A 24,551-nucleotide genomic window follows, 5' to 3' on the forward strand; every position below is an offset into this window, starting at 1 on the left:
AGAAAAATGCTGAATAGAATTATTTATTTTTCCCTTCATAACAAATTGATTGTGTTGTTGGGAGCTGTCCTTTTGATGATATGGGGCCTATACAGTGCCCGAACAATGGACGTGGATGTATTTCCTGATTTAACAGCACCCACGGTTATTGTGATGACAGATGCACATGGGATGGCTGCTGAAGAAGTAGAACGTTTGGTAACCTTTCCAATCGAAACGGCTGTTAATGGAGCCACAGATGTCCGTAGGGTTCGTTCCAATAGTTCACATGGTTTTTCTTTTGTTTGGGTTGAGTTTGATTGGGGAACAGATGTGTTTAAAGCCCGACAGATAGTGAGTGAAAAATTGGTGACTCTGGCAGGAGAGTTACCTCTTGGGATATCGCCACCGGTGCTTGCACCCCAGTCGAGTGTTATGGGCGAGATCTTATTTATCGGTTTACATTCTGACTCTACAGATATGATGACTTTGAGAACGATTGCTGACTGGCAAATTAAGCCTTTGTTGTTGGCGACCGGAGGAGTTTCTCAGGTTACAATTATTGGTGGCGATTATAAGCAATATCAGGTGTTGGCCGATCCATATAAAATGATGCAGTACAATGTCTCGTTAGATGATATGATTGCAGTTTGTGAATCGGTAAGCAGAAATAGCACGGGTGGAGTGGTTCGTCAATATGGAAACGAATATGTAGTTCGGGGAATGGCGCGTACTGCTGATATAGATCAATTAGGCAGAACATTAGTCAAGCAAAACGATGGATTACCCATCTATCTGGATGACGTCGCAGAGGTAAAAATTGGCAGTGCCGTAAAGATGGGTTATGCATCACAGAACGCCAATCCAGCTATTGTCATATCTGTATCCAAACAGCCTAATACCAATACACTGGACCTGACAGAAAGGATAGAAGCTAATCTTGATGAACTGGCAAAAACATTACCTGAGAATGTGACTCTTGATACCAAAATATTTCGTCAGGCTGATTTTATTGAAACATCCGTTAATAATGTTCAGAAATCGTTGATTGAAGGAGGTTTATTTGTTGTAGTTATTTTATTTCTGTTTTTAGGAAGCTTTCGTACTACCATTATATCGTTACTGGCAATTCCATTGTCGTTGCTGGGTGCCATAATCACATTAAAATACCTTAACCTGAACATTAATACGATGAGTTTGGGAGGTATGGCTATTGCCATTGGCTCTTTGGTAGATGATGCCATCATTGATGTAGAGAATGTATATAAGCGGTTGAAACAAAACCATGAAAAGCCAAGGGAAGACAGGGGTAGTGCAGTTACCATTGTTTTTGAAGCTTCGAAAGAAATCAGAGCATCTATATTAAATGCAACATTTATCATTATAGTTGCCTTTATACCATTGTTTTTCCTTTCGGGTATGGAAGGACGTATGTTGCGTCCATTAGGTATAGCCTACATCGTATCGTTATTTATGTCGCTTATCATTGCCATGACGCTGACACCGTTGTTATGTCGTTTATTGTTATCAGATGATAAGTATCTGGGCAAGAAAGAAAAATCAGGAAGATTAACACAATGGTTGCAAAAGCATTATCATCAATCATTAGGTTGGGCATTGAATCATAAAACATCAGTATTAGTTGTTTCGGTAGCTATGTTTATTGTATCTGTTTTGTTGATGAGTGGTATGGGACGAAGTTTCTTACCTGAATTCAACGAAGGAGCTTTAACCATTTCTGCAGTCAGTCAACCAGGGGTTTCGTTAGAAGAAAGTAATAAGCTGGGTAATCTTTTGGAGCAGGAATTATTATCCATTCCGGAAGTGGAAAGTACGGCACGAAGAACCGGACGAGGAGAATTGGATGCTCATTCGCAAACTACTAATAGCGCTGAAATTGATGTTAACTTCACATTAAAAGATCGGAGCCAGGAAGAATTTATGGAAGAAGTTCGTCATAAACTGGCAAATGTACCTGGCGTGGCCACTACCGTTGGTCAGCCATTGGGGCATCGGATTGATCATATGCTATCAGGTACGCGGGCTAATATAGCTATTAAAATATTCGGTCAGGATCTGAATGAATTATTCCTGCTTGGCAATCAGCTCTCCTCAGCAATTAATGGTGTGGATGGCTTAGTGGATGTTAATGTTGAGCAACAAAGAGAAATTCCACAATTACAGATAAAAGCAGATCGTGGTAAACTAGCCATGTATGGTATCAGTCTAAAGGAGTTTAATGAGTTTGTGGAAGTTGCCTTTGCAGGTGAAAAAATGGCTGATATTTACGAAGGACAGCGCAGTTTTGATCTTTATCTGAGATATAATGAGGATTATACTCAAACCATTGAAGGTGTTAAAAAAGCGTTGATAGATACTGAAGACGGAAAGAAAGTGCCATTGGAATTGGTTGCCGATGTGGTTTCAGCTGCAGGACCAGGATCGGTTAGTCGCGAAAATGTGCAACGTAAAATTGTTGTCTCTGCAAATGTTGCAGGAAGAGATTTGAGAAGTGTTGTGAATGATGTTAAAGAGGTTGTAAACGATAAGGTACACCTTCCTCAAGGTTATCGAGTTGAATATGGTGGTCAGTTCGAAAGTGAAGCCAAAGCTTCACAAACATTATTGTTGACAACTCTTTTGGCCATTGGAATAATCTTTTTATTGCTCTATCAGGAGTTTAAAAACAGTAAGCTGGCAGGTATAATTTTGCTTAATCTACCGTTGGCTTTAATTGGCGGAGTTTTTGCTATTCAGTTTACTTCCGGAATAATTAGTATTCCTGCCATAATCGGGTTTATTACTTTGTTTGGTATTGCTACCAGAAATGGAATCTTATTGGTGTCGAGTTATCAGCATTTAAAAGGACAGAATTATTTGTTAAGCGAACAGATCAGGTTAGGTTCCATTGATCGTTTAAATCCTATACTAATGACTGCACTAACCGCTGCATTGGCATTGATTCCATTAGCTATTTATGGCAATGCTGCCGGTAACGAAATACAGAGTCCGATGGCAAAAGTAATATTGGGCGGTTTATTAAGCTCAACACTTTTAAATATGTATGTTATTCCGATAGTTTATTATTTGGTAAATAGAAAGTCGGAAGCTGACAATATGAAAGGAGTTAAAGCATGAGAATACTATTGATTGTAATGGCTTGTATTTATGCGATAAGTTCCAATGCGCAGAATACAATTGAGGAGGTTTTGGCAAATATCGAAAATAATAATAAAACACTACAGGTATTAAGAGCTGAAGCAGATGTTGTTAAAATGCAGAATAAAGTCGGACTAAATCCTTCAAATCCTGAAGTACAGTATACATATCAGTGGGGAAAGAATGAATCAATGGGAACCAGAAGTGAGTTAAGTATAATTCAAACTTTAGATTTTCCAACTGCTTATTTGTACCGGGGACAAATGGCTAATGCATTAATTAATAAAGCTGACATAGATTATAAAATTGCTTTTAATGAAGTAATGTTGAATGCTGTTGAGCTTTGCTATCGGGCTTTTTATGGCAAAATGTTAATAGATGAATATCAAAAGCGGTTAGATCATGCAGAGAGTATTGCCGAAGTTTATAGGTACAAGCTTGAAACTGGTGATGTTAATATTATTGAGAGTAATAAGGCTCAGTTAAATCTGCTGAATGCAAAGAATAATCTGGTTGTTTTAAAAGCGGATCAACAAGCAGTAATTGAAAAACTCACAGGTATAAATGGCGGATTACCTATTGATATCACCCAACTATTGATTGTTCATGCAACATTACCTGAAGATTTTGATACATGGTTTACAAATATGAAAGAGGTAATGCCTGAAATGATTAGTCTGCAGAAAGGTGTTGAAGCAAACCGAAAAAAGGAACAATTGAATAGGGCATTGTCTTTACCCAAGCTTTCAGGAGGTTATAGCTCCGAGAAAGGATTAACGGATAGTTTTAAAGGGATTAATATGGGGATTAGTATTCCGTTGTGGGAGAATAAAAATACAGTTAAACAGGTGCAGTTAAAGATTGTCTCATTGGAGAATCAGATGGAAGATTTACAATTACAGGCTTATCATGGATTAAAATCTTTGTATAATAAAGCCGAGAGTTTGAAGAGTACGATTGATGATTATCAGCAGGTGCTTGATAAATTGCATAGTAATGAATTACTTAAGATTGCATTGGATGCCGGAGAAATATCTGTACTTGATTTTATTGTTGAACAATCTATTTATTACGAAGCAATTGAAAACTTTGTATCTGTTCAACTTCAATACGATACAACAATGGCTCGTTTGAATTATTTTCATTACAAATAAATAAATCCCAATGATAATTCAGGCCTGTTCTTTTTTTGAATGGGCCTTTATTTTTTATTAGAAAATGGAAAGGATTGATTAATTGAGAGTTTTGACTTAAACTTATAGTAGTTTAAAGTTGTTAAGAAAAGTATAATAGTATCTGAATATATGAAAATCGGTCCTGCCACATTTTTATACCGACTAGATATTTTTTGCAGTATTTTATTACTGTGGAGCCTTGGAGTTGTTAGTGCTCATGGACAAGAGTTTCAGAATACGATACATCAGCAATGGCATTTTAATCATTTAACAGTAGACGATGGATTATCCAATAACTTTGTGCAGGCTATTAATCAGGATAAATATGGATATATCTGGATTGCCACAACTTTTGGGTTAAATCGCTTTAATGGGTTAAGTATCGAATGTTTTTATCATTCAGAATCAGATTCATCTTCTTTAAACTCAAATTATATTTCGTCTTTGTTTATCGATTCTCAAAAGCAATTACTGATTGGGACTGATAAAGGTCTTCAACAATTTAATTATCAAACACAAAATTTCATTAATGTTCCAATTCCGGATGGTATAAACTCACGCGAAGTTTTTTGTATAGCTGAAGATTTGGATAATCAATTGTTGGTAGGCACTTCAAGCGGACTTTATACAGGTTCTACAGATACTCGTGAATTTCAAAAAATAGAATTGAAACAACTAGGATTACCTAATGATTCTATTTATCGTATAAGAGTAGATGATAAAAATAATCTTTGGATAGCTACTTATAAATCAGGTTTGCATTATTATAACAGAAAGCAAAACAGCATTAAAAGTTATGTATATCAACTAACTGATGAAAAAGGTTTACCGGATAACTGGATTCATTATTTATACATCGATAAGGTAAATAGTCTCTGGGTTGGAACCTATAATACAGGATTCGCCAGGTTTAATCCATCAGATAGTACCTTTACGCATTACTTCATTAATCCGAAGGAAGAGTTTACCAGGCGCATACGAACTATTTTTGAAGATACCAGAGGCAATATGTATATAGGTAGTCGGTCAGGTCTGTTTCTTTTTGATAAGGTATCAGGTAAATCAAGTCTTTATGCATTGGAGGATCACAGTATTTCAAAGTTAAGTCAGAATTCGGTGACTTGTAGTTTTGTAGATAAGCATGATAATGTCTGGCTTGGAACTCATTCTGGTGGTGTGTCATATTTTAATACGCTTCAAAAAAAGTTTAATCATGTAAAGCAGGTAAAAAATGATTCCCGGTTTTTAAATTCAGGATCAGTTCATTGCTTTTCAAAGTATGGTGATAAACTATATATTGGCACAGAAAAAGGGATTAATGTATTTGATAAATCCAATAGAAGATTTAGTTACTGGGTTAATGATTTAGAAGATCCAAATTCATTAAGCTATGATGATGTTAAAGATATAGCCATTGAATCAAAAGATTCGATTTGGGTGGCTACCAATCGGGGTGGATTGAATTTATTAAATAGTAAGGGCAAAGTTATTAAACTCTTCAGACATGATAAATCCAATCCGTATTCATTGCCATCGGATAATATTTACAATGTATTTCTTGATAGTAGAAAGGATATTTGGGTTCTTTCTAATGACGATTGGGATAGGTTAAGTTCTGTGGTAAGCAGATATGACAGGAAAAATGATCGTTTTATACATTACCGTAAGCCATTTTTTATGGGTTTTACTGAATCTTCTTCAGGAGAATTATATGTTGGTGGCTATAGAGGCTTTTATAAGTATGATAGGAAGTCTGATGATTTTATTGCGTTTACGAACGATACGTTAATATTCAGGACGGATGTTCTGTTTGTTGATAACAATGATATTATTTGGGTGGGCAGTTACAAAGGCTTATCCCAATACAATTTTAAAACGGACACGTTTATTGATGTATCAAAGGAGCTCGACCTTGGAGCAAAAGAGATTTATGGCATCGTAGGTAAACAAAATACACTTTGGATATCATCAAACAATGGTTTGATAAGGATAAATGATATTGAGCATCTTTCAGGAAAATCAGTAAATACTTTTGTTGCAGATGATGGCTTGCAAAGCAGGGAATTTAACTATAATGCATATTTTTTAGATGAAGATGGATATTGCTATTTTGGTGGAGATAACGGTTTTAATGTCTTTCATTCTGATAGTATTGTTGTAAACCCTTATCCACCTGAAATATATTTGTCTTCAATTAATATTGAGGGCAAAGAAGTGTTTTATGGTTCCAAATTAAAAGGAGAAGTCATTATAAATCAATCTGTTTATGAAACAAAAAAGATATATCTCAGTCATCAGGTAAGATCATTTACCTTGTCTTTTGATGTTTTACATTTTGCAAATGCTAAATCCAATCGCTATAAATATAAAATTGATGAGAATGAAGAATGGACATATGCCGATGCAACCAATAACTACATAACATTCAGAAAACTGGCCCCCGGAACTCATCCCTTGATAATTTATGGAATCAATTCAGATGGTGTAGAAAGTTTACATCCTGTTGATTTAATAGTTGTTGTACATCCGCCTCTTTGGCGTCATACCTGGTTTATTTTATTATTAGTTGTGCTACTTACAGTAATGGTGTTTGTTATCATCTATTTGCGGGAAAGACGGTTGATAAAACAAAAACAACGCCTTGAAAGGATAGTTCAACTGAAAACAAAAGAGTTGGTTTTAAGAAACGAGGAGTTGAGTAAACAAAAGGAAGAGATAGAAGAACAAAAAGAAGAAATAGTAAGTCAGCGGGATACCATTTTTCATAACAACAGATTGTTGGAAGAGTATGCCAATGAACTTGAAAATAAAGTTGCTCAGCGTACTGCAGATCTTGATAGGGCTAAAGAAAAAGCAGAGGAAAGCGATCGTTTAAAAACATCATTTCTTAAGAATATAAGTCACGAAATACGTACTCCACTTAATGCCATTATCGGTTTTATTAATGTGATTGGTGATGATTTAAGCAATCCGGATAATCAAAACTATTTTGAAATTATCAAATCCAGTGGTTACACTCTTATGAAAACAATAGAAGATGTGATTGATTATGCTAAAATAGAAACCGATGCGATAAGTGTGTATATTGAACCAACTTCAGTACAAAGTTTATTGGGTGAATTACTCGAATTTTATGAAAGTGAATTGATAAAACACAATAAAGACTCGGCGCAATCAGTTCAAATAAAAATCAGTCATTTGGTTGATGATTTTGGTGATGTTGTTTACTCTGATAGGGCCCGATTAAAACAGATTATCGGTAATTTACTGAGTAATGCCATTAAATTTACACATCAGGGTGAAATAACTTTTGGGGTATGTTATGCATCTGAGTGGTATTTCGGATTTTATGTGCAAGATACCGGAATAGGAATTAATAAAGTTGATCAGGGAAAAGTCTTTGATCGTTTTCGAAAAATAGAAGAAAATACCCAAAATCTTTACAGAGGTGGTGGATTGGGCTTGTCTATTTCAAAGTACCTTGTTGAATTATTGGGTGGTACAATTGAAGTTGAATCAGTACCGGGAGCGGGTAGTAATTTTAGTTTTGTTGTAAGAAATTATCGGAAAATAAATAAAAAATTCGATTCAACAATTATCAATCTGAATGACTAACAATCATTTTGTTTGACTTATTTTAAAAGTTCAATCAAAAAAACTAGATTTAAGTTTATTATTTACCTGATTATCATGATAGGCTTAAGTAAAAAACAAGGAAAATTTCTAAAAGAAGTAATTGATCAGTGGGAAGAGGATGAGGTGATAAATGAGTCGGAGAAAAAGAAGCTTGAAGACTCCATCGAAATTCGCTCATTTGAATGGAAAAAACTGGCTGAATATTCATTTTGGATTGCAATGGTTTGCATTGTTATTGCTTTCGGGGCTATGTTTGCTGATAAATTATTGATTGATTTAGTAGAAAAGATATTTTCTTCTTCAAACTTTACATTGTGTATTCTGTTTGCTGTTATTGCACTTGCAATTTATTATTGGGCTTATAAACGCAGCCATAAATATCCAAATAAAGTATATAGCAACGAATTTATTTTAATAATGGCCATTTTATCGACAGCAACCTCTATTGGATACCTGGGGATGACATTGGATAATGGAAATGGTCATTTTTCGGTTTTGTTATTGATTGCAGCTATCATATATGCACTCATTGGCCTTCTTTTTCCTTCTAAACTGGTTTGGATATTTGCAATACTTTCGCTAGGTGCATGGTTTGGTGCCGAAACGGGTTATGTATCCGGTTGGGGAGCCTATTATTTAGGAATGAACTATCCGCTGCGATTTGTTGTATTTGGTGCTATCCTTACAGGATTAAGTTTCCTGTTTGATCGGATAAGCTTTTTACAGACCTTTAGAAAAAGTACTTACATATTGGGACTTCTTTATCTTTTCATTGCATTGTGGATTCTATCTATTTTTGGAAACTATGGAGATGTTGATGAATGGTTTGATGTAAAGCAAATCAGTTTGATTTGGTATGGTGTAATATTTGGTTTGGTTGCAATCATAGCCATTTGGTGGGGACTAAAACAGGATGATTATACGAGTCGTAGTTTTGGTCTTACGTTCCTGTTTATTAATTTATATACCAAATATTTTGAATACTTCTGGGATGCAATGCATAAAGCCATCTTCTTTTTAATTTTAGCAGGTACATTCTGGTTGATAGGTAACAATGCTGAAAAAATCTGGAATCTGAAGTTTTTAAATAGAAAGGAAATATTGGAAGATTAATCTTTCACCCCGTTATTCTCTATATGCCTTTAAAAGCACTATCTTTGCACAAATTTTTTTGCGAATGGTATCGATTAATCAGTTAACTGTTGATTTTGGAGGTTTTAAATTATTTGAGGATGTTTCGTTTTTGATCAATCCCAAAGATCGTATTGGTCTGATTGGTAAGAACGGTGCAGGTAAATCAACTTTGTTAAAAATCATTGCAGGTCAGATGGAACCAACCTCGGGTTTGGTAACTAAACCGAAGGATTTTAAAATTGGTTACCTGCCTCAACATATGAATTACACTGATACCCGCAATGTTGTTGACGAAGTTGAGTTGGCGTTTTCTGAAATTAAAGATCTGGAAAAAGAGATTGAATCAATTAATATAGAGATTGGGGAACGAACTGATTACGAATCAGAATCGTATATGAAGTTGCTCGACCGATTAAACGAAAAAACAGAACGTTTCAACCTTATGGGTGGGGCTAATCATACCGGTTTAATTGAATCTACACTAAAAGGATTGGGTTTTGAACAGTCCGATTTTACAAGAAATACCGGTGAGTTTAGTGGAGGTTGGCGAATGCGTATTGAGTTGGCTAAGATTCTTTTGGAACAGCCCGATATGTTTCTTCTGGATGAGCCAACAAACCATCTGGATATTGATTCAATACAGTGGCTTGAAGATTTCCTGAAAAATTATAGTGGAGCAGTTGTTCTAATCTCTCACGATAAAGCATTCCTTGATAATATTACCAAACGAAGTATCGAAATATCGTTGGGACGTATTTATGACTATAAGGCTAACTATTCGCGCTTTATGGAATTACGACAGGAAAGGAGAGAGCAGCAGTTAAACGCTTACAAAAATCAACAAAAGAAAATTGAAGATACCGAGAAGTTTATAGAGCGATTCAGATACAAAGCCACTAAGTCGGTTCAGGTTCAGTCGCGTATTAAGCAATTGGAGAAAATAGATCGGATTGAGGTTGATGAGTTTGATAAAGCTGCTTTAAATATAAAATTTCCACCTTCACCACGTTCTGGAACAGTTGTAATAAAGGCTGATAGATTGAGTAAGGCGTATGGTGATTTGCTGGTTTTGGATGAGGTTGATATTGCCATTGAGAGAGGTGAAAAAGTTGCTTTTGTGGGTCGTAATGGTGAAGGAAAAACAACCATGGCCCGCATCATTATGAGTGAACTTGCTCATCAGGGAAAGTTGGATTTAGGACATAATGTGAAAATCGGATATTTTGCACAGGATCAAGCCGAACGACTAAATGACAATCATACTATTTTTGAAACCATCGATTTAGTAGCTGTTGGAGACATTCGCACCAAAATAAGGGATTTGTTAGGTGCCTTCATGTTTAGTGGTGAAACGGTTGATAAAAAAGTTAGTGTTTTATCAGGAGGTGAACGTACTCGATTGGCAATGGTAAAATTGCTGTTAGAACCGGTTAATTTGCTAATTCTTGATGAGCCAACCAACCATCTTGACATGCGCTCAAAAGATATTCTAAAAGAAGCTCTACGCGATTTTGAAGGCACAGTAATACTGGTATCTCACGATCGTGAATTTCTGGATGGATTGGTGGATAAAGTATATGAGTTTCGTCATCGAAAAATAAAAGAATACCTGGGTGGTATCTATTATTTCCTTGAAAAGAAAAAGCTTGAAAATCTGAATGATTTAAATCTTAAGTCAACTGATTCTTCTAAAAAGAATGATGAAAAAACAGAAACTGCTTCCAAGCTATCATATGAGGAAAGAAAAGAACTCAATAAGAAAGTGAAAAAAGCTGAACGTTTGGTAGCTGATTATGAAGTTAAGATTGCTAAGTTGGAGGGTGATTTGGAGCAATTGACCGAAGCTATGAACCTGCCTGATAATGCAGGTGATGAGCAATTGTTCAAAGATTACCATCAGGCGGAAAAGCAGCTGGAATCGAAAATGGAGGAATGGGAAAATGCCCAACTGGAATTAGAGGATTTACAGGAACAAAAAAATAAACTGGATTAAAATATGGCTAAAGATCAAATGGTATTTGGTATACGTGCAGTAATTGAAGCTATTGCAGCAGGTAAAGAAGTTGATAAGGTATTTATAAAAAAAGGATTACAGGGCGACCTTTTTCAGGAGTTTCTGGATGAAGTGAAAGCTAATAATGTACCTTTTCAGTTTGTTCCTATTGAAAAATTAAACCGAATTACCCGTAAAAATCATCAGGGAGTAATTGCTTTTATTTCTCCGGTAGTATATCAGGATGCTGAGCAATTAATTCAGATGTTATATGATGAAGGAAAAGAACCTTTTGTAATAGTTCTTGATCAGTTAACGGATGTACGTAATGTTGGTGCCATTGCACGAACTGCCGAATGTGTTGGTGCAGATGCTATTATTATTCCTGATAAAGGAAGTGCTCCTATTAATTCAGATGCCATAAAAACTTCTGCCGGAGCATTGCATACATTACCTGTTTGTCGTACTTCTAATTTGTTTAAGACAGTTGAGTATTTAAAAAATAGTGGTTTAAAATTAGTTGCTGCTACCGAAAAAGGTGCTGAGGCATACGATAAAATAGATTATTCCGGTCCGGTAGCACTTATTATGGGCTCAGAAGATACAGGTATCTCTAATCAGTTATTGAAAATAGCTGATTATAAGAGCTGTATACCTATTAAAGGTGATATTAAGTCATTGAATGTATCTGTTGCAGCAGGGGTTTTAATGTATGAGATCCTAAAATCGAGACAGTAATTTTTTTGACTAACGTTATTTTTGTTAGTAATACCTGTAAATACTGGTAAAAAGGCAAACTTATACGGTGTTTTTGGTGTAAGGTTTCATGAATTTTGTCACCATAAATTTGATTTTTCTCATAATGTTTCTAAATTCGAAAGGTTTTGCGATGAAGAAAAATCAAATTTTTTAATCAAAAACATCGTTTATGATCCACAAGGAAAGAGTCCTAAAGGCCCTCAATAACGAGCAACCGGATAGAGTGCCGTTTTTTTATTGGGACGTACCCGAATTTGGTGTTAAGTTGATGAAACACCTGGGGTTAGAAAATCGTGATCAATTACTTGAGTATTTAGATGTTGATTTTCGATGGGTGGAACCAGACTATGTTGGCGAAAAATTAATAAAAGAAGAAGGCAAGAAGAAGGTTGATATATGGGGTGTTGGATATTCAAAAGTTAAAAATGGTGATTTTGAATATTGGGAAGCAACCAAATTTCCTTTGGAAGGAATTACTGACCCTGCCTTTCTCGATGATTATAACTGGCCAACCACAAGTCTGTTTGATTTCACAACATTGTCATCCAAGATTGAAAAGTATAAAGACTACGCTATTATGACCGCACCCGGTTATTCTTCGCCTGGCCTGTTCCGTATTATACAGCGTTTGCTGGGACGTGAAGCTTTTCTGGATGTCATTATGTATCATCCCAAATTCTTCGAGAAATTATCTCAAAAGATTGTTGGTTTTTACACTGATTTTATTGCTGAGTTCTTTGATAATGGAGGTGATAAAATCGATTTCATTCGTATCGCTGATGATTTTGGAACCCAAAGTGGGTTAGCAATCAGCAACGATATTTGGGAGCAATATTGTAAACCAGCAATTGAGGCTTTTACCGAAATCCCAAAACAACATGGAGTGAGGTTTTACATGCATTCCTGCGGGGGAGTGCGTAAATTATTACCAGAATTTATCAGCTTGGGAGCAAGTATTCTCGATCCGATACAAACCCGTGCCTTTGGTATGGAGCCGTTAGGATTGAAAGAGGATTTTGGTAATTACATTACTTTCTGTGGTGCACTTGATGAAGAATTGCTTCTGAGAAAAGGTACACCAAGAGAGGTAAAAGACGGAGTTAAACACCTTTTGGATATGATGGCTCCTAAAGGTGGGTTTGTGTTAGGTCCGTCGCACAAACTAAAGGTAGAAACTCCGGTAGAAAATGTGGTTGCCATGTATGAGGCAGCAAAAGAATGGACCTATTAGTCATTGAATAATCGCATTACTTGGCCTTATCTCACTGGGATAAGGCTTTTTTTATGTTTTTGTCTATAGAATTATTGTTTAATAAGTATTAGATTCGTATTCTAATAAATTAATACCTATAAATTATGAAGAAACTTATTTTGGCTTTAAGCTTGTTTTCTATTTCGTTGGTGGGATCAGCCCAACTTCGTTATAATCTTGAGGTTGGAAAGAAATATGGGTTAAAGCAACTAACCAGCCAAAACATCACACAATCAATTCAGGGTATGGCCCAGAATATAAAAAACACATTTGGTGGTGATATTACTGTAACCATTAAATCGAAAGATGGAGATGTTTATACATCGGATTTGATTTATGAAAGTCTGATATTTAAAATGGAAAGCCCTATGTTTTCAATGGGGTATGATTCAACCGATGAAAATCAGGAAGAAAATGCCATGTCGGGAATGTTTAAAATCATGGTGGGTCATGTGTTTTCCATGAAATTTAATCATAAAGGTGAAGTACTGGAGGTAACTGGTTTTGCTGATGTTCTGGAAAAGATGCAATCAGAAGCTGTTGGTCAGTCAATGGCTGGCGCAGTTCAGGAAAGCCTGAAAGGACAATTTAGTGATGAAAGCATGAAGCAAAATATGGGCACAATGCTTATCGTATATCCGAATGATAAACCTGCTGCGGGATTAACCTGGAATAAAACCATGGAACAGAGCGGAGCATTGCCTGTTACGAGTGTGTTTAATTATAAAGTTACTTCAGCTACTGGTACAGTTGTTGAAATGGAAGGCACGGGAACTATGACAACTAAAGAAGGTTTTTCACAGGAAACTATGGGTATGACTCAGCATTTTGATTTGAATGGTAATATTTCAATGACAGCAAAAATTGATGCAAAAACGGGTTGGCCAGTGAGCATTAAACAAACTCAGACTTTGGAAGGGAATATTTCAATTGAATCGCCACAATTGCCTGCTCCTATGGAAGTGCCAATGTCTATTAAAGGAGAGTCGACATATACAGCATTGTAAAAGAATAGCTTACAATAAGAATAAAGAAAGGGGCTTTAAGCCCCTTATTCTTTGCCTTTGTTCCAACTCTCTTTATTAATGAGATCACCAGCTTTGGTATAATGTTTCCATTTACCATGTCGTAAACCGTTTTTGTATCTACCTTCTATTTTAATTTGTCCATTTCTATAATAATAGAAAGCATCACCATCCAATAAGCCATCTTCAAGTATTAGTTCTGCCTTTTTACGGCCGTTACTGTAATATTCAATGTATTTGCCATCTAATACATCATCATCAAAATCAACTTCAGCTTTCACAGTGTGTTCATCATCTTCAAAATAGAAAATAGCTGTACCATCAGCTTTTCCGTCATCATAAGGTATTGCGGATGAAATATTGCCGGAAAAATAATAATTACGCCATAAACCTTGTGGTAAGCTGTCTTTCATTTCGCCCTCATGTATAAGTACACTATCCTGAACATTTTGTGGATGAGTAAGCCAGTAATTAATGGTTCCTTCATTCCAGGGGAAGGTATCATCTAATCGCATTTTAAATTTAAGATCTCTGTATTCATCAATGTATAAATCTTCAGCAGCATTTTGCATAGCTTCCAATTCTTCATACAACAGGGCATCTTCATCATGTTGAGCCAAAAGTTTTGTTTCAAACATTTGCCCGTTGGCATTAAGCTGCCAACCTATATTGGTAAAGTTGATCAACAGATTCTTATTTTTCTTCAGACTTTTCTTGGTATTTGCATCGCTATAGTAGTATAAATGCTGATATACTTTAGGCATCTGCACAAATAACGAAAAGTTACTTTCATCATTAAATTCTTCAAAAAACGATTTAAACGAAGCCGAACGTGCAATTGTATTTCCAACCAAATAATCATCGATGGTATTCATTAATGTGTTTACTGAGTTTGAGAATACAACGTAATTATCAATGTAAGTGAAATAAGGCTTTTCAATGCCATTCATAAATTTACCCAAAAACATTTTAAAGAAACCTTTCATTTGCAGAAAGTGAATTTGATGATTACGATATTCGACTTCATCAAATTTAACAGGAGTGCGTTTTTTGATGTGCTTTAAAAAGAGGTTCATTTGTTCCTTAGCATTGTCAATATCATTGGCTTTAATTGCCATCAGAACATCAAGTTCACGAGCGTTGGATTGAGGTTGTAATTTTGCTAAGGCGAATTCACCATCCATCCATGAGAAAAGTATATCGTTGAATTCCAGGTTTAACCAATTTTCAGTCATTTCAATTCCTGATAGGTAGGTTTTATAACCAATTGAATCAACCAGTTTGTACTGAGCTAATATGTCGTTATAAAATAATTGAAAATTAGATGTGTTGATCGACATAAAAAGTGCTGTTTCAGCTGGTAAAATAATTTGCGCTTCAAGTTTGCCACCATCAGCTTTTACAAGCGCATTTACAATGGAAGGAATAGAGTCATAATAATTAGTATAACCTGAAAGACGAATGTTTTTATCTTCTAAATGGGTAACCAATGAAGAGAATGCAAGCACTTTACTAATACTTTTGAGAGATTCCTTTAATTCAGGTGCAATGCTTCCGGCAAAATTTGCGATCTGACTGTAGTTAATATAAAAATTAACCATCCCACTTGCTGTTTCGTTTTGAACTTCATTGAATTTATCATGGTTGAACCATTGTTCTGTATTAATTGCCTTAACAGTTTTATTTATTAATTGTGATGACAATGAACCAATCAAAAGATTTTCGTGAATACATAGATGAATGATGTCAGTTGGCTGATCGTAACACAAGGTATAAACAGAAGTGCTGTCAACAATACGTTCTTCTAACTGATAATTCATCAAGTTAGAAAGTTGTGGAAGAATGGATAACTTTCCATATTTACCAATATCAACAGCAAAAACGGTTTCAAAATCTTTATCATTCAGCATCTGAATAGATAAAGCCATCGGACGATCTTTAAAAATACTTCTAATCAGTGCGTTTTCTGTCATTAATGAATCAAAGATCATCATATTGGCTTCGTATTCATCAAAATAATCTGCTTCTATCATGCTTTCCCAAAGCTCACTGTTTTTGATTTCGCGCCATGCAGAAGTTAGATTTTTGGTTTCAATAACGATAACTGATTCCGGTTGTATGGCTTGAAGCGGTGTGAGTTTTTCAACTTTAATAAATTGCAGGTAAATAAAAAAGCCTAAGATGGCTAACACAATTATTGCAATGAAAAGAAGGAAGTATTTTACTATTTTCATTCGATATTAAGTTTTCTAATCGGTTTTAAAGTTTGTTAATCATTGAATTAACAGATTGCTAAAAGGCTACATTAAATAAAACATTTTTATTTGTAATACAGAATGGTTTACTGAAACTAGCTAATTATTTAGAATGAGTTGTAATAGTTTGATTTTGTATAGAAGTTTCTGAAAGACTATTTTTGCGAAAATTTTTTCAATGTATTCAGGCAATATCACCAAGTTATATCTGATTAAAATAGCCAAATGGTTTATGCTGACCATGCCTATTCTGTTACTTTTTTACCAGGATTTAGGTTTCTCAGTTGAAGAGTCATTTCAGTTAAAAGCTATTTACAGTATTGCCATTGTCATATTTGAAATACCTTCAGGTTACGCAGCCGATGTATTAGGGCGAAAGAAAACTTTAATTATAGGAAGTATATTGGGCACATTAGGTTTTGCAATCTATTCTGTAACCAGTTCTTTTTATGCTTTTATGGCAGCCGAGTTAATTTTAGGTGTCGGTCAAAGCTTTATTAGCGGTGCTGACTCTGCTTTGTTGTACGACAGTTTAAAGGCCGATGGGAGAGAAAAAGAATATCTGAAGTATGAGGGAAGAAACTTTTCGGTTGGTAATTTTAGTGAGGCTATTGCAGGGTTTATGGGAGGAGCACTTGCTGAATGGAGTTTGCGGATGCCTTTTGTATTTCAGACAGGTATTGCATTTATAGCTGTGCCTGCGGCCTTTATGCTGATAGAACCTAAATTATATACACGCACGCAAAAAGCTACCTGGGCGGATATCTGGAATGTTGTAAAATATGCGATGCTTAAAAACAAGAGTCTTCGATACAATATAATTTATTCTTCTATAATTGGTTCTGCAACATTAAGCATGGCGTGGGTTTATCCACTATATCTTAAAGAAGTTGGGTTTCGAGAGATTCACATTGGAACCACCAGTACAGTATTAAATCTTATTGTTGGTTTTACAACCCTGGCGGCATATAAAATTGAACGAAAACTTAAACCAAAATCAACTGTTTTTGGAACCACAATAATTATAACTGCAGCCTTTATCCTGGCAGGAGTAATCCATTCATATTGGGTACTGCCGGTTTTAGTAGTGTTTTATTTCTCGAGAGGAATTGCTACTCCTGTGCTGAAAGATTATATCAATCGTATAACATCATCTGAAATTCGGGCCACTGTGTTGTCTATCCGAAGCTTGTTGATCAGGGCATTCTTTTCTATTCTTGCACCAATGTTTGGGTATGTAACAGACCGTTTGTCATTGAGTCAGGCCTTTATGATTATAGGTGCAGTTTTTATGGTTCTTACAAGTTCCAGTATTTTTCTTTTCTTAAAATCACTGGAAGAAGGTTCGAACGATTAGCTTCCTTTTCGAAATGATAGATAAAGCAGATAAAACAATACAAAAATAGGTAAAACTGCCGTTGGAATTGCTGCTTTTTGGCCAAACAACTCAAGTGCTGTAACAACAGCAAAGCCTGAACTTTTAACGGTAATTAAAAGGTTGTCGGAAGTTATAATTGCTTTGTTTTTTGAAATTCTGTTGAATAGGTTTTCGTGTAATATGCCTGTTATAAAATGGGATATAAGAAGTACTGCTGAGATACCGATGAGCATGTTGCTTTGATGGAAGAACACTGCTCTGTTGACGCCAATAGCAATAAAAATAAGTATGGCAAAACCCCAGTCGACAACTTTACCTCTTACTTCATTAACCGGGTTTCTGATTTTTCCAATCAGTAATATCCGTGATAGAGCCAATGGTATAATGATGGTTTTAACCATTAATAAAAACAACTTGGAAGATGATATTTCATTATTGCCGGTTAAATATCCTACAACAAATGGAGTGAGAATTATGGTGAAGATAAAGGCTCCTAAAACACCTTTAATCGAATACTCAATATCACCTTTCAAAATGGAAGAGAAAGGTATTATAGCTACCCCGGGCGCTGTTGTTGCGATGATCACAAAACCATAAAATAGTTCCTCATCAGAAATCAATAAACGCGCTGATGCAAGCATGATGGCAGCATATAAAATGTAGTTTAATAAAGCTCCTTTCAACATCGGAAACAAAAGTTTATTAAAAGGGTAGAGGCTTTGGGTACGTATATTTGTCATTGAAAAAGTCATTACCAGAGCCAGTATATAAGTGGTGTGTTTTTTCAAATGAATGGCATAATCGCCTATCCATAGTCCAAGTATAACTGCTAATATTAGAATTACATTCCGATTGGTAATGAATGAAAGAACTTTTCTCATTTTATGATGATTGGTATAAACAAACTTACAAAATTGAAAATGGCTTTGCAGGCAAGAAAACATGATATATATCTATTGTTCCTATGAAGTTATTGCAAAACCTTTCCTATTTTTGAAGAATAAATCAACCAATATGTCTGAAAACACTTTTCATACTTCTTCCATACCTGAAATTTTTTATTCTGATTCAACAAAGAAGCCATTTACTCACTGTAAAGTTTGTCAAAAGGATGTCATTCAGACGGGTGAACCTTATATAATCGAAAAGGCTTATGGCCAGGATTTGATCAAAGGTAAGCGTGATATGATTTTCGAAGTGGTATATTGTTTGGATTGTATACAGGAGATCAATGAATCCTTATCGGAAGAATCCAGAGAGAGGATAAGTAATTATTTCAAAACACATACAAATCTGGATAAAAGAGATAAGGAATTAAAGAAGTATGAGTTATTTGAAATAGATATATGGCTTAACAATTGTATAGTCAAAAACAAATCAATCGACGAGGTTGATGAGTTTCAGATTTATGCTTTATGTATTGGCAACGAGTTGTTGTTTCATCAGGCACCATATATGGTTTGTGGAGAAGCTATTGAAGAAGTAATGGAATTGTTATCAAATAAAAGTCTGGATATTTTAAATGACTTAATGACGGATATAATTGATTTGCCACCACAGTACAGGGAGTTGTTTAAGACACGAACACCAATGATTTTTTAGTACAACAAAATTACAATTTACGAATGAAAGGTCAGCTTTATATGATCCCCAATACATTAGGGGAGAGTCCGATTGAATACAATTTGCCAACCGATGTGATCGAGATTATAAGGTCGCTAAAATATTTTGTCGTTGAAAATGTTCGTTCAGCCCGTCGCTTCCTGAAAAAAGTTGATAAGGAGATTGAAATTGAAGAACTTACTTTTTTTGTGCTGGATAAACATACACAAACGAATGATATTCCATCATTTTTAAGGCCATTACATGATGGTAAAAATATGGGAATGATTTCAGAGGCTGGTTGTCCGGGAGTGGCTGATCCTGGTGCAGACATTGCTAAGTTGGCACACGAGAGTAATATTAGAGTGATACCCTTGGTTGGACCATCATCTATTCTGATGTCGGTGATGGCTTCGGGATTGAATGGTCAGAGTTTTGCTTTTCATGGCTATTTACCTGTTAAAAAGGGAGAGGCGCCAAAAGCAATAAAAGCTTTGGAAGACCGGTCGAGAAAAGAAAATCAGACACAACTTTTTATTGAGGCTCCATATAGAAATATGAGAATGTTACAGGATATAATTCAGACTTGTAGTCCTAAAACACGTTTGTGTATTGCATGCGACATTTCGCTGGAAACAGAATACATCGTTACAAAAAGTATTGCGCAATGGAAAGGCAAGGTTCCTGATATTAATAAGCGGCCCGCAATATTCTTAATTTTAGCATAACATAACAAAAAACTCCGTTGAGATTCTTCAACGGAGTTTTTTGTTATAATGATTTAGTTTTTATTCAAAACGAGCGAGGAATCGACTCTTTTTACTTTCTGGTGCCATAATGAAGGTAAATGATTTTTCCCCAATACCAACATTTTGTTTGCGATCATCTGCCTTTAAAGCCTGAACAATCTGATTGTATTCTTTATTAGATGATAAGGTTTGCATCATACCATTTTTGTAAGTGAAATAAACCCACGTATTTTCATCAAATTCAATATACATATCAAGTGAATTACCACTTCTTTTTCGCATTATTTCAGCTTTAACTTTTGCTTTTCGATTAACGATATATTCTTTCAAATAGGCAAGATCAACCTCTCCATCTGCTCTAAAAGCTCTTTCTCCAGAATCCCAAATAAAATCAATATTACTAAAGAACAGCATTTGTTTTAATTCTTCATGTATTTTCTCTGAAGCACCTGTACCGTTACGTTCAGCTTCCAGTTTTTCAGCTTCTTTTCGGCCAGCTAGTTCAGACAATCGTTTTGTAAAGGTGTCTTTAGTAAGTTTTGATTCTTTAGCTGATGAATTCAATATGGTTGTATAAAGTACATCTAAAGCTTCCTGATTAAAGAAGAAGTCAATTCCTAACATAGTGCTGACAGTTATTTCTTCTTTGTCTCTTTGGTCCAGTAAAGTACCCGATGATAAAAGTTTTATCTGATCCAGATCTATACCCATATCAAATTTACCTTCGGCCAATATGTTACAGTCTGATTCACGGAAACTGATAATTTTGCCTATTGAATCAGGATTTGCATGCTTGTATTCAGAGGCTATGTCGAAAGACTTGTTCTTATCATTATAAATCAAGTATCCATCTCCTGTGATCATAGGAATGTCGCTGTAATCTTCCCTGCTTTCGAGAAAAGAACTGTAAACATGCGTACTATCCTTTGTGATGAAGAAATCTTTGTAAATGTTACTGTATTCAAAACTTTGAGACTCTTCTGTTATAGGAATTCTAACATTATTGGCATCCATACGTGAATCAAATCGTACGTATGTTTGCGGGCCTGTTGGACAACGATGTAGCATTTGTGCTCCACCACTGAAGTTTAAGTCCTTATAAGATGCTTCCAGTTTAATGTCGCCTTTGAAGGCAAAATGACTGTTAAAAGTAAACAGGTCTTTTTCTGTTATCTTACCTTCTGCAAAAGTTTTGGTTTCTTTATCCAGACCAATGTTATGCATATCAATGGTTAGTTTCTTTCCGTCGCCATTGAAGTAGTCATATTTACCATACCCATTGTATTCATATTTACCAATAACATTCACTCTTGAATCATATAAAACATGAGTAAAAGCACTGTCTTGCTGTAAAATTATCTGTACACTGTCGAGTGGATCAATTGCTGCATCTTCACGAATCGTAACGAAACCGTCACTCAGCATAAGGTTGGCATCTCCAACATCAATTTGTTTGACTTCTTCAGCATAGATGGTCTTCAACTCAACATCGTATCTGGCCATTGGAACATAAAAGGACAGTGAATCCTGGCGGCGATGTGTTGAAATAAAGCGGTTTCCTTTTGATCCCCGGGCTCCCATGTAGATATCATTTTTGTCCATATCCCATGAGAATTCGCTGATAAATGAAATGTATCGGTTATCGGTAAAATCTACACGGCTACCACCACTACGTGATGAGAATGTACCCTGACGGGTTTCAAAATCTATATTCGAAATAAGATTGGTTGTTGAGAAACTAACTCCTTCCATTTCAGCACCAGCCAGGTTAAAGTCAGATGAGTCAGCTACCACAACATGATCGCTGAAGTCCATTTCTTTTGATACCAGGTTTGCGCTTCGCATATAGAAAGTACCGGCTCCGGTTGATCCGTATGGTGTTACCTTCATTCGGCCTTTTAACTGGGCTTCTTTGTTAAACATCGTGAAGTTTTCTTCCTGTGTTTTAGCCCATATCTCTTCCTGCTCAGGCAAGTATTCAATAACAACATAGTTAGCCTGAACATCGGGATATTTTGTTCCTTCAACACGTTTATCCACGGTAAACTTATGAGCCTGACCGGTAACTTTATCTGGTAAAAATGTAAATTCTTCTGAGTGAGATGTAGTTGTTACGTATGCAAGAATTCCGTTACCTTTTAAACCAGCATTACTTAGGTCGATATGGTTGGTAAAGGTTGCTTTATTATTGTAAATCGGATATCCTTCTTCGGGTGTATTACGTGTAAAACCAAGTGAATAATCAGGACGAATGGTTAAACTGTCTCTGAATGTGGGGAATATATTTGATTCAAAAACCCCACCGAAATTAAAGTTATCTGGTGTAAGGGTATTGATACTATCCATCTCGAAAGGATCGAGTGTGAAGAAAAAGTTTTCCCTGTCATATGCTCCATTCTGAATGTCTTTTCGATCGAAAAATACTTGCGATTCAATTTTACTGTTAAGGATAGGGTAGTGGGGATTTTTCTTCGCACCGGATTTGTTATCGGAATCATCAATTTGAAGATAGCCGGATAAGTGAGCAATAGTATTATTAACTGTTTTAAGGAGTGGTTGACCAAAGTAGTCTGTTTCACCTGATAATACTTTCATACGTAATGAATCAATATTACTCATATCAATCCTAAAGTCCTCGTAAGAGAATTTAAAACCATTACCAAAGAGGTTTAACATACCAGCATTGATGGTTCCGTTAAAGACAAAGTTCCGGTTTTCCTTAAGTATGATTTCCTTGTTTTCGGGGAAGAAAACAACATTCTGATGATCACAAATAGAAATGGATTCAACACCATTCATATTAAGGTCGTAATTCTTTAAATCGAGTTGGGCATTAACAATTTCTCCTGGAGTGATAGAATTAAAACGTATCACATCAAAGTCTTTCTTACCTATTCGGAATAGTAAATAATCCTGCAGTCGCTGACGAATGGTTATCTCATCGGTATTTACATTGTATCCAATAAAACCATAAAACGATAACTCAATAACTTGCTGACGAATAGGACTCTCTGGTAAACCCATATACTGAGCATATTCTGATGCAGTAAAAGGTCTACCGTGGTAATATTTACTACAGTTTTTAAGGCCCTGTAATGGATGGATGGCATCCATTCCCTGGAGTCGGTTATAGAATTCTTCTCTGAAATAACTTAATGATTCAAAAAAGGCCTGGTTCTGGGCAGCTCCTGAGATCATTCGTAAATCCATATATTGACTTCCAATCTCCCATTTAATAAGCTCAACATCCATACTGATATTATGGAATGTATCAAAGTAGGGGCTTAAAGCAAGACCTTCACCATTCCTGATCAGATGGATTTCATTTAAGTCGGCCATATATTTAAAAATCAGTCCCGGATGATAAACAAAGGCTGTATCCAACTTAATCTTAATCTCAGTGTCGTTACTAAGAATCTGATCTTTTCGTAGAGCAAAGTATAATGATTTGGCAGTCATAAAAACTGTATCGTTTCGCGATATGGTAATTGTTGCCGGATTATCTTCGGTACCTGCACCTAAGAATTTTGCACCATTTTGGGCAAAACCACCTTCGTAATCAATGCTGGGGTGAATTTTTTCGATGGTAAATCGCTGTTTGGTTGTAATAAATTTTGGATAAATAGTACTTGCCGGTGAAGTCACCGTCATTACCTTATGAGAGACTCTACCATGCAAAGCATGATCGAAATAATGTTTATTATAAAAAAGAACCGAATCAACTTCAAAAGACGGTTTATCCATCTCAACCTGATAACTATCGAAGGTCGCATAGACCATATCCGGTTTAAAATCTGATCGTTCCCATGTAATTCTACCTTTATCTCCTTTCCATATTTTATCTAAAGGATAAAAAATTCCCTTAGTGTCAAATATTATAATACTATCATTTTTAGAGTGACAAACAAGATCTGTTTCGCCAACCTTAATTGCCAACTTGTCGCCATCAAAAAAGTATCGATAGTCTTTTGTATTACATTGCCAATTTACTGCAGGAGTGGAGAAAATGATATTGCTGGAGATCAAATCTTTGCTAATGCTAAGAAAGCTGATTAAATGACGTAAAGCGTATCGTGGTGTTGCCAAAAGACTATCAACAGTACTATGCCATACATTAAAGCTGTTTAAATCATGCTCATTTGTTTTAAATGTCATGATTGTTGAAAGGTATGAATAGTAATCAGGGTAAGGGCGAGCTCTTTTTACAGCCAGTTTGTTACATGTTTTAATAACCAGATGCTTAAGGGAGTCATCTATTTCAGGATTGTTCCAGAATAATTCGAAACTCTCCATGTATTCTTTTGCTTCCTTTTTGTTGGCAACATTTGTAAACTTTTCATTCAGCTCTTCCAAAAAAACATCAGGAGAATCACTGAACTTTGTTACTTGTGCCGATATTGATAAAAGTATAAATAGAAATAAAGATAGTGCTAATAAACGTTTAATCATAAGTTA

At 35.5% G+C, this 24,551-nt stretch carries 14 protein-coding genes; 11 read left to right on the forward strand and 3 right to left on the reverse strand.

Features of this window, described 5'->3' with window-relative positions; translation table 11 throughout:
- Positions 1-6: 6 nt before the first annotated feature.
- The 8 genes from ACRD62_RS14335 (at position 7) to ACRD62_RS14370 (ending at position 14,094) form a co-directional block, all read left to right on the forward strand.
- Positions 7-3,117, forward strand: coding sequence for an efflux RND transporter permease subunit (locus tag ACRD62_RS14335; RefSeq protein WP_430820796.1), 3,111 nt, complete (start codon positions 7-9; stop codon positions 3,115-3,117).
- Positions 3,114-4,292: a TolC family protein gene (locus ACRD62_RS14340; protein WP_430820797.1), complete on the forward strand. Its 1,179-nt coding sequence runs from the start codon at positions 3,114-3,116 to the stop codon at positions 4,290-4,292. Before ACRD62_RS14335 ends, ACRD62_RS14340 begins: the two co-directional genes overlap by 4 nt.
- 150 nt (positions 4,293-4,442) lie before the next feature.
- Positions 4,443-7,928: a sensor histidine kinase gene (locus ACRD62_RS14345; RefSeq protein ID WP_430820798.1), complete on the forward strand. Its 3,486-nt coding sequence runs from the start codon at positions 4,443-4,445 to the stop codon at positions 7,926-7,928.
- A 75-nt stretch (positions 7,929-8,003) separates the two neighbouring features.
- The gene (locus ACRD62_RS14350; RefSeq protein WP_430820799.1) at positions 8,004-9,062 is read left to right on the forward strand and encodes a hypothetical protein; all 1,059 of its coding nucleotides are present in this window, start codon (positions 8,004-8,006) and stop codon (positions 9,060-9,062) included.
- 64 nt (positions 9,063-9,126) lie between these two features.
- Positions 9,127-11,076: an ABC-F family ATP-binding cassette domain-containing protein gene (locus tag ACRD62_RS14355; protein WP_430820800.1), complete on the forward strand. Its 1,950-nt coding sequence runs from the start codon at positions 9,127-9,129 to the stop codon at positions 11,074-11,076.
- 3 nt (positions 11,077-11,079) lie between these two features.
- Entirely contained in the window at positions 11,080-11,814 is a 735-nt protein-coding gene (rlmB, locus tag ACRD62_RS14360) for a 23S rRNA (guanosine(2251)-2'-O)-methyltransferase RlmB (protein ID WP_430820801.1), read from the forward strand.
- Positions 11,815-12,004: 190 nt separating this feature from the next.
- The gene (locus tag ACRD62_RS14365; RefSeq protein WP_430820802.1) at positions 12,005-13,066 is read left to right on the forward strand and encodes a uroporphyrinogen decarboxylase family protein; all 1,062 of its coding nucleotides are present in this window, start codon (positions 12,005-12,007) and stop codon (positions 13,064-13,066) included.
- Between the two features lie 125 nt (positions 13,067-13,191).
- The gene (locus tag ACRD62_RS14370) at positions 13,192-14,094 is read left to right on the forward strand and encodes a DUF6263 family protein (RefSeq protein ID WP_430820803.1); all 903 of its coding nucleotides are present in this window, start codon (positions 13,192-13,194) and stop codon (positions 14,092-14,094) included.
- Between the two features lie 44 nt (positions 14,095-14,138).
- On the opposite strand, the gene ACRD62_RS14375 is transcribed toward ACRD62_RS14370, so the two are convergent.
- On the reverse strand, positions 14,139-16,346 hold the full coding sequence (locus ACRD62_RS14375; RefSeq protein WP_430820804.1) for a DUF3352 domain-containing protein: 2,208 nt from the start codon (positions 16,344-16,346) through the stop codon (positions 14,139-14,141).
- A 199-nt stretch (positions 16,347-16,545) separates the two neighbouring features.
- Here ACRD62_RS14375 and ACRD62_RS14380 point away from each other — a divergent pair, with 199 nt between their 5' ends.
- On the forward strand, positions 16,546-17,724 hold the full coding sequence (locus tag ACRD62_RS14380; RefSeq protein WP_430820805.1) for an MFS transporter: 1,179 nt from the start codon (positions 16,546-16,548) through the stop codon (positions 17,722-17,724).
- On the opposite strand, the gene ACRD62_RS14385 is transcribed toward ACRD62_RS14380, so the two are convergent.
- The gene (locus tag ACRD62_RS14385) at positions 17,721-18,626 is read right to left on the reverse strand and encodes a hypothetical protein (RefSeq protein ID WP_430820807.1); all 906 of its coding nucleotides are present in this window, start codon (positions 18,624-18,626) and stop codon (positions 17,721-17,723) included. The two genes, ACRD62_RS14380 and ACRD62_RS14385, sit on opposite strands and share 4 nt — an antisense overlap.
- A gap of 112 nt (positions 18,627-18,738) precedes the next feature.
- On the opposite strand from ACRD62_RS14385, the gene ACRD62_RS14390 reads away from it, so the two are divergent.
- Positions 18,739-19,347 carry a hypothetical protein gene (locus ACRD62_RS14390; protein ID WP_430820808.1) on the forward strand — a complete coding sequence of 203 codons (609 nt, stop codon included), beginning with the start codon at positions 18,739-18,741 and terminating at the stop codon, positions 19,345-19,347.
- Between the two features lie 23 nt (positions 19,348-19,370).
- Positions 19,371-20,075: an SAM-dependent methyltransferase gene (locus ACRD62_RS14395; RefSeq protein ID WP_430820809.1), complete on the forward strand. Its 705-nt coding sequence runs from the start codon at positions 19,371-19,373 to the stop codon at positions 20,073-20,075.
- 60 nt (positions 20,076-20,135) lie between these two features.
- On the opposite strand, the gene ACRD62_RS14400 is transcribed toward ACRD62_RS14395, so the two are convergent.
- A complete protein-coding gene (locus ACRD62_RS14400; protein WP_430820810.1) occupies positions 20,136-24,545 on the reverse strand; it encodes a hypothetical protein in 4,410 nt (1,469 codons plus the stop codon).
- Between the last annotated feature and the right edge of the window lie 6 nt (positions 24,546-24,551).

This window comes from Carboxylicivirga caseinilyticus (assembly GCF_050589785.1).
In the GTDB taxonomy this organism is placed as follows: domain Bacteria; phylum Bacteroidota; class Bacteroidia; order Bacteroidales; family Marinilabiliaceae; genus Carboxylicivirga; species Carboxylicivirga caseinilyticus.

What these genes read in the sequence shown, in the direction of transcription:
- ACRD62_RS14340 (WP_430820797.1), top strand. Translation starts at nt 3,114, where the DNA reads ATGAGAATACTATTGATTGTAATGGCTTGTATTTATGCGATAAGTTCC.
- ACRD62_RS14375 (WP_430820804.1), bottom strand. Translation starts at nt 16,346, where the DNA reads ATGAAAATAGTAAAATACTTCCTTCTTTTCATTGCAATAATTGTGTTA.
- ACRD62_RS14380 (WP_430820805.1), top strand. Translation starts at nt 16,546, where the DNA reads ATGTATTCAGGCAATATCACCAAGTTATATCTGATTAAAATAGCCAAA.
- ACRD62_RS14350 (WP_430820799.1), top strand. Translation starts at nt 8,004, where the DNA reads ATGATAGGCTTAAGTAAAAAACAAGGAAAATTTCTAAAAGAAGTAATT.
- ACRD62_RS14355 (WP_430820800.1), top strand. Translation starts at nt 9,127, where the DNA reads ATGGTATCGATTAATCAGTTAACTGTTGATTTTGGAGGTTTTAAATTA.
- ACRD62_RS14365 (WP_430820802.1), top strand. Translation starts at nt 12,005, where the DNA reads ATGATCCACAAGGAAAGAGTCCTAAAGGCCCTCAATAACGAGCAACCG.
- ACRD62_RS14335 (WP_430820796.1), top strand. Translation starts at nt 7, where the DNA reads ATGCTGAATAGAATTATTTATTTTTCCCTTCATAACAAATTGATTGTG.
- ACRD62_RS14370 (WP_430820803.1), top strand. Translation starts at nt 13,192, where the DNA reads ATGAAGAAACTTATTTTGGCTTTAAGCTTGTTTTCTATTTCGTTGGTG.
- ACRD62_RS14345 (WP_430820798.1), top strand. Translation starts at nt 4,443, where the DNA reads ATGAAAATCGGTCCTGCCACATTTTTATACCGACTAGATATTTTTTGC.
- ACRD62_RS14385 (WP_430820807.1), bottom strand. Translation starts at nt 18,626, where the DNA reads ATGAGAAAAGTTCTTTCATTCATTACCAATCGGAATGTAATTCTAATA.
- rlmB (WP_430820801.1), top strand. Translation starts at nt 11,080, where the DNA reads ATGGCTAAAGATCAAATGGTATTTGGTATACGTGCAGTAATTGAAGCT.
- ACRD62_RS14395 (WP_430820809.1), top strand. Translation starts at nt 19,371, where the DNA reads ATGAAAGGTCAGCTTTATATGATCCCCAATACATTAGGGGAGAGTCCG.
- ACRD62_RS14400 (WP_430820810.1), bottom strand. Translation starts at nt 24,545, where the DNA reads ATGATTAAACGTTTATTAGCACTATCTTTATTTCTATTTATACTTTTA.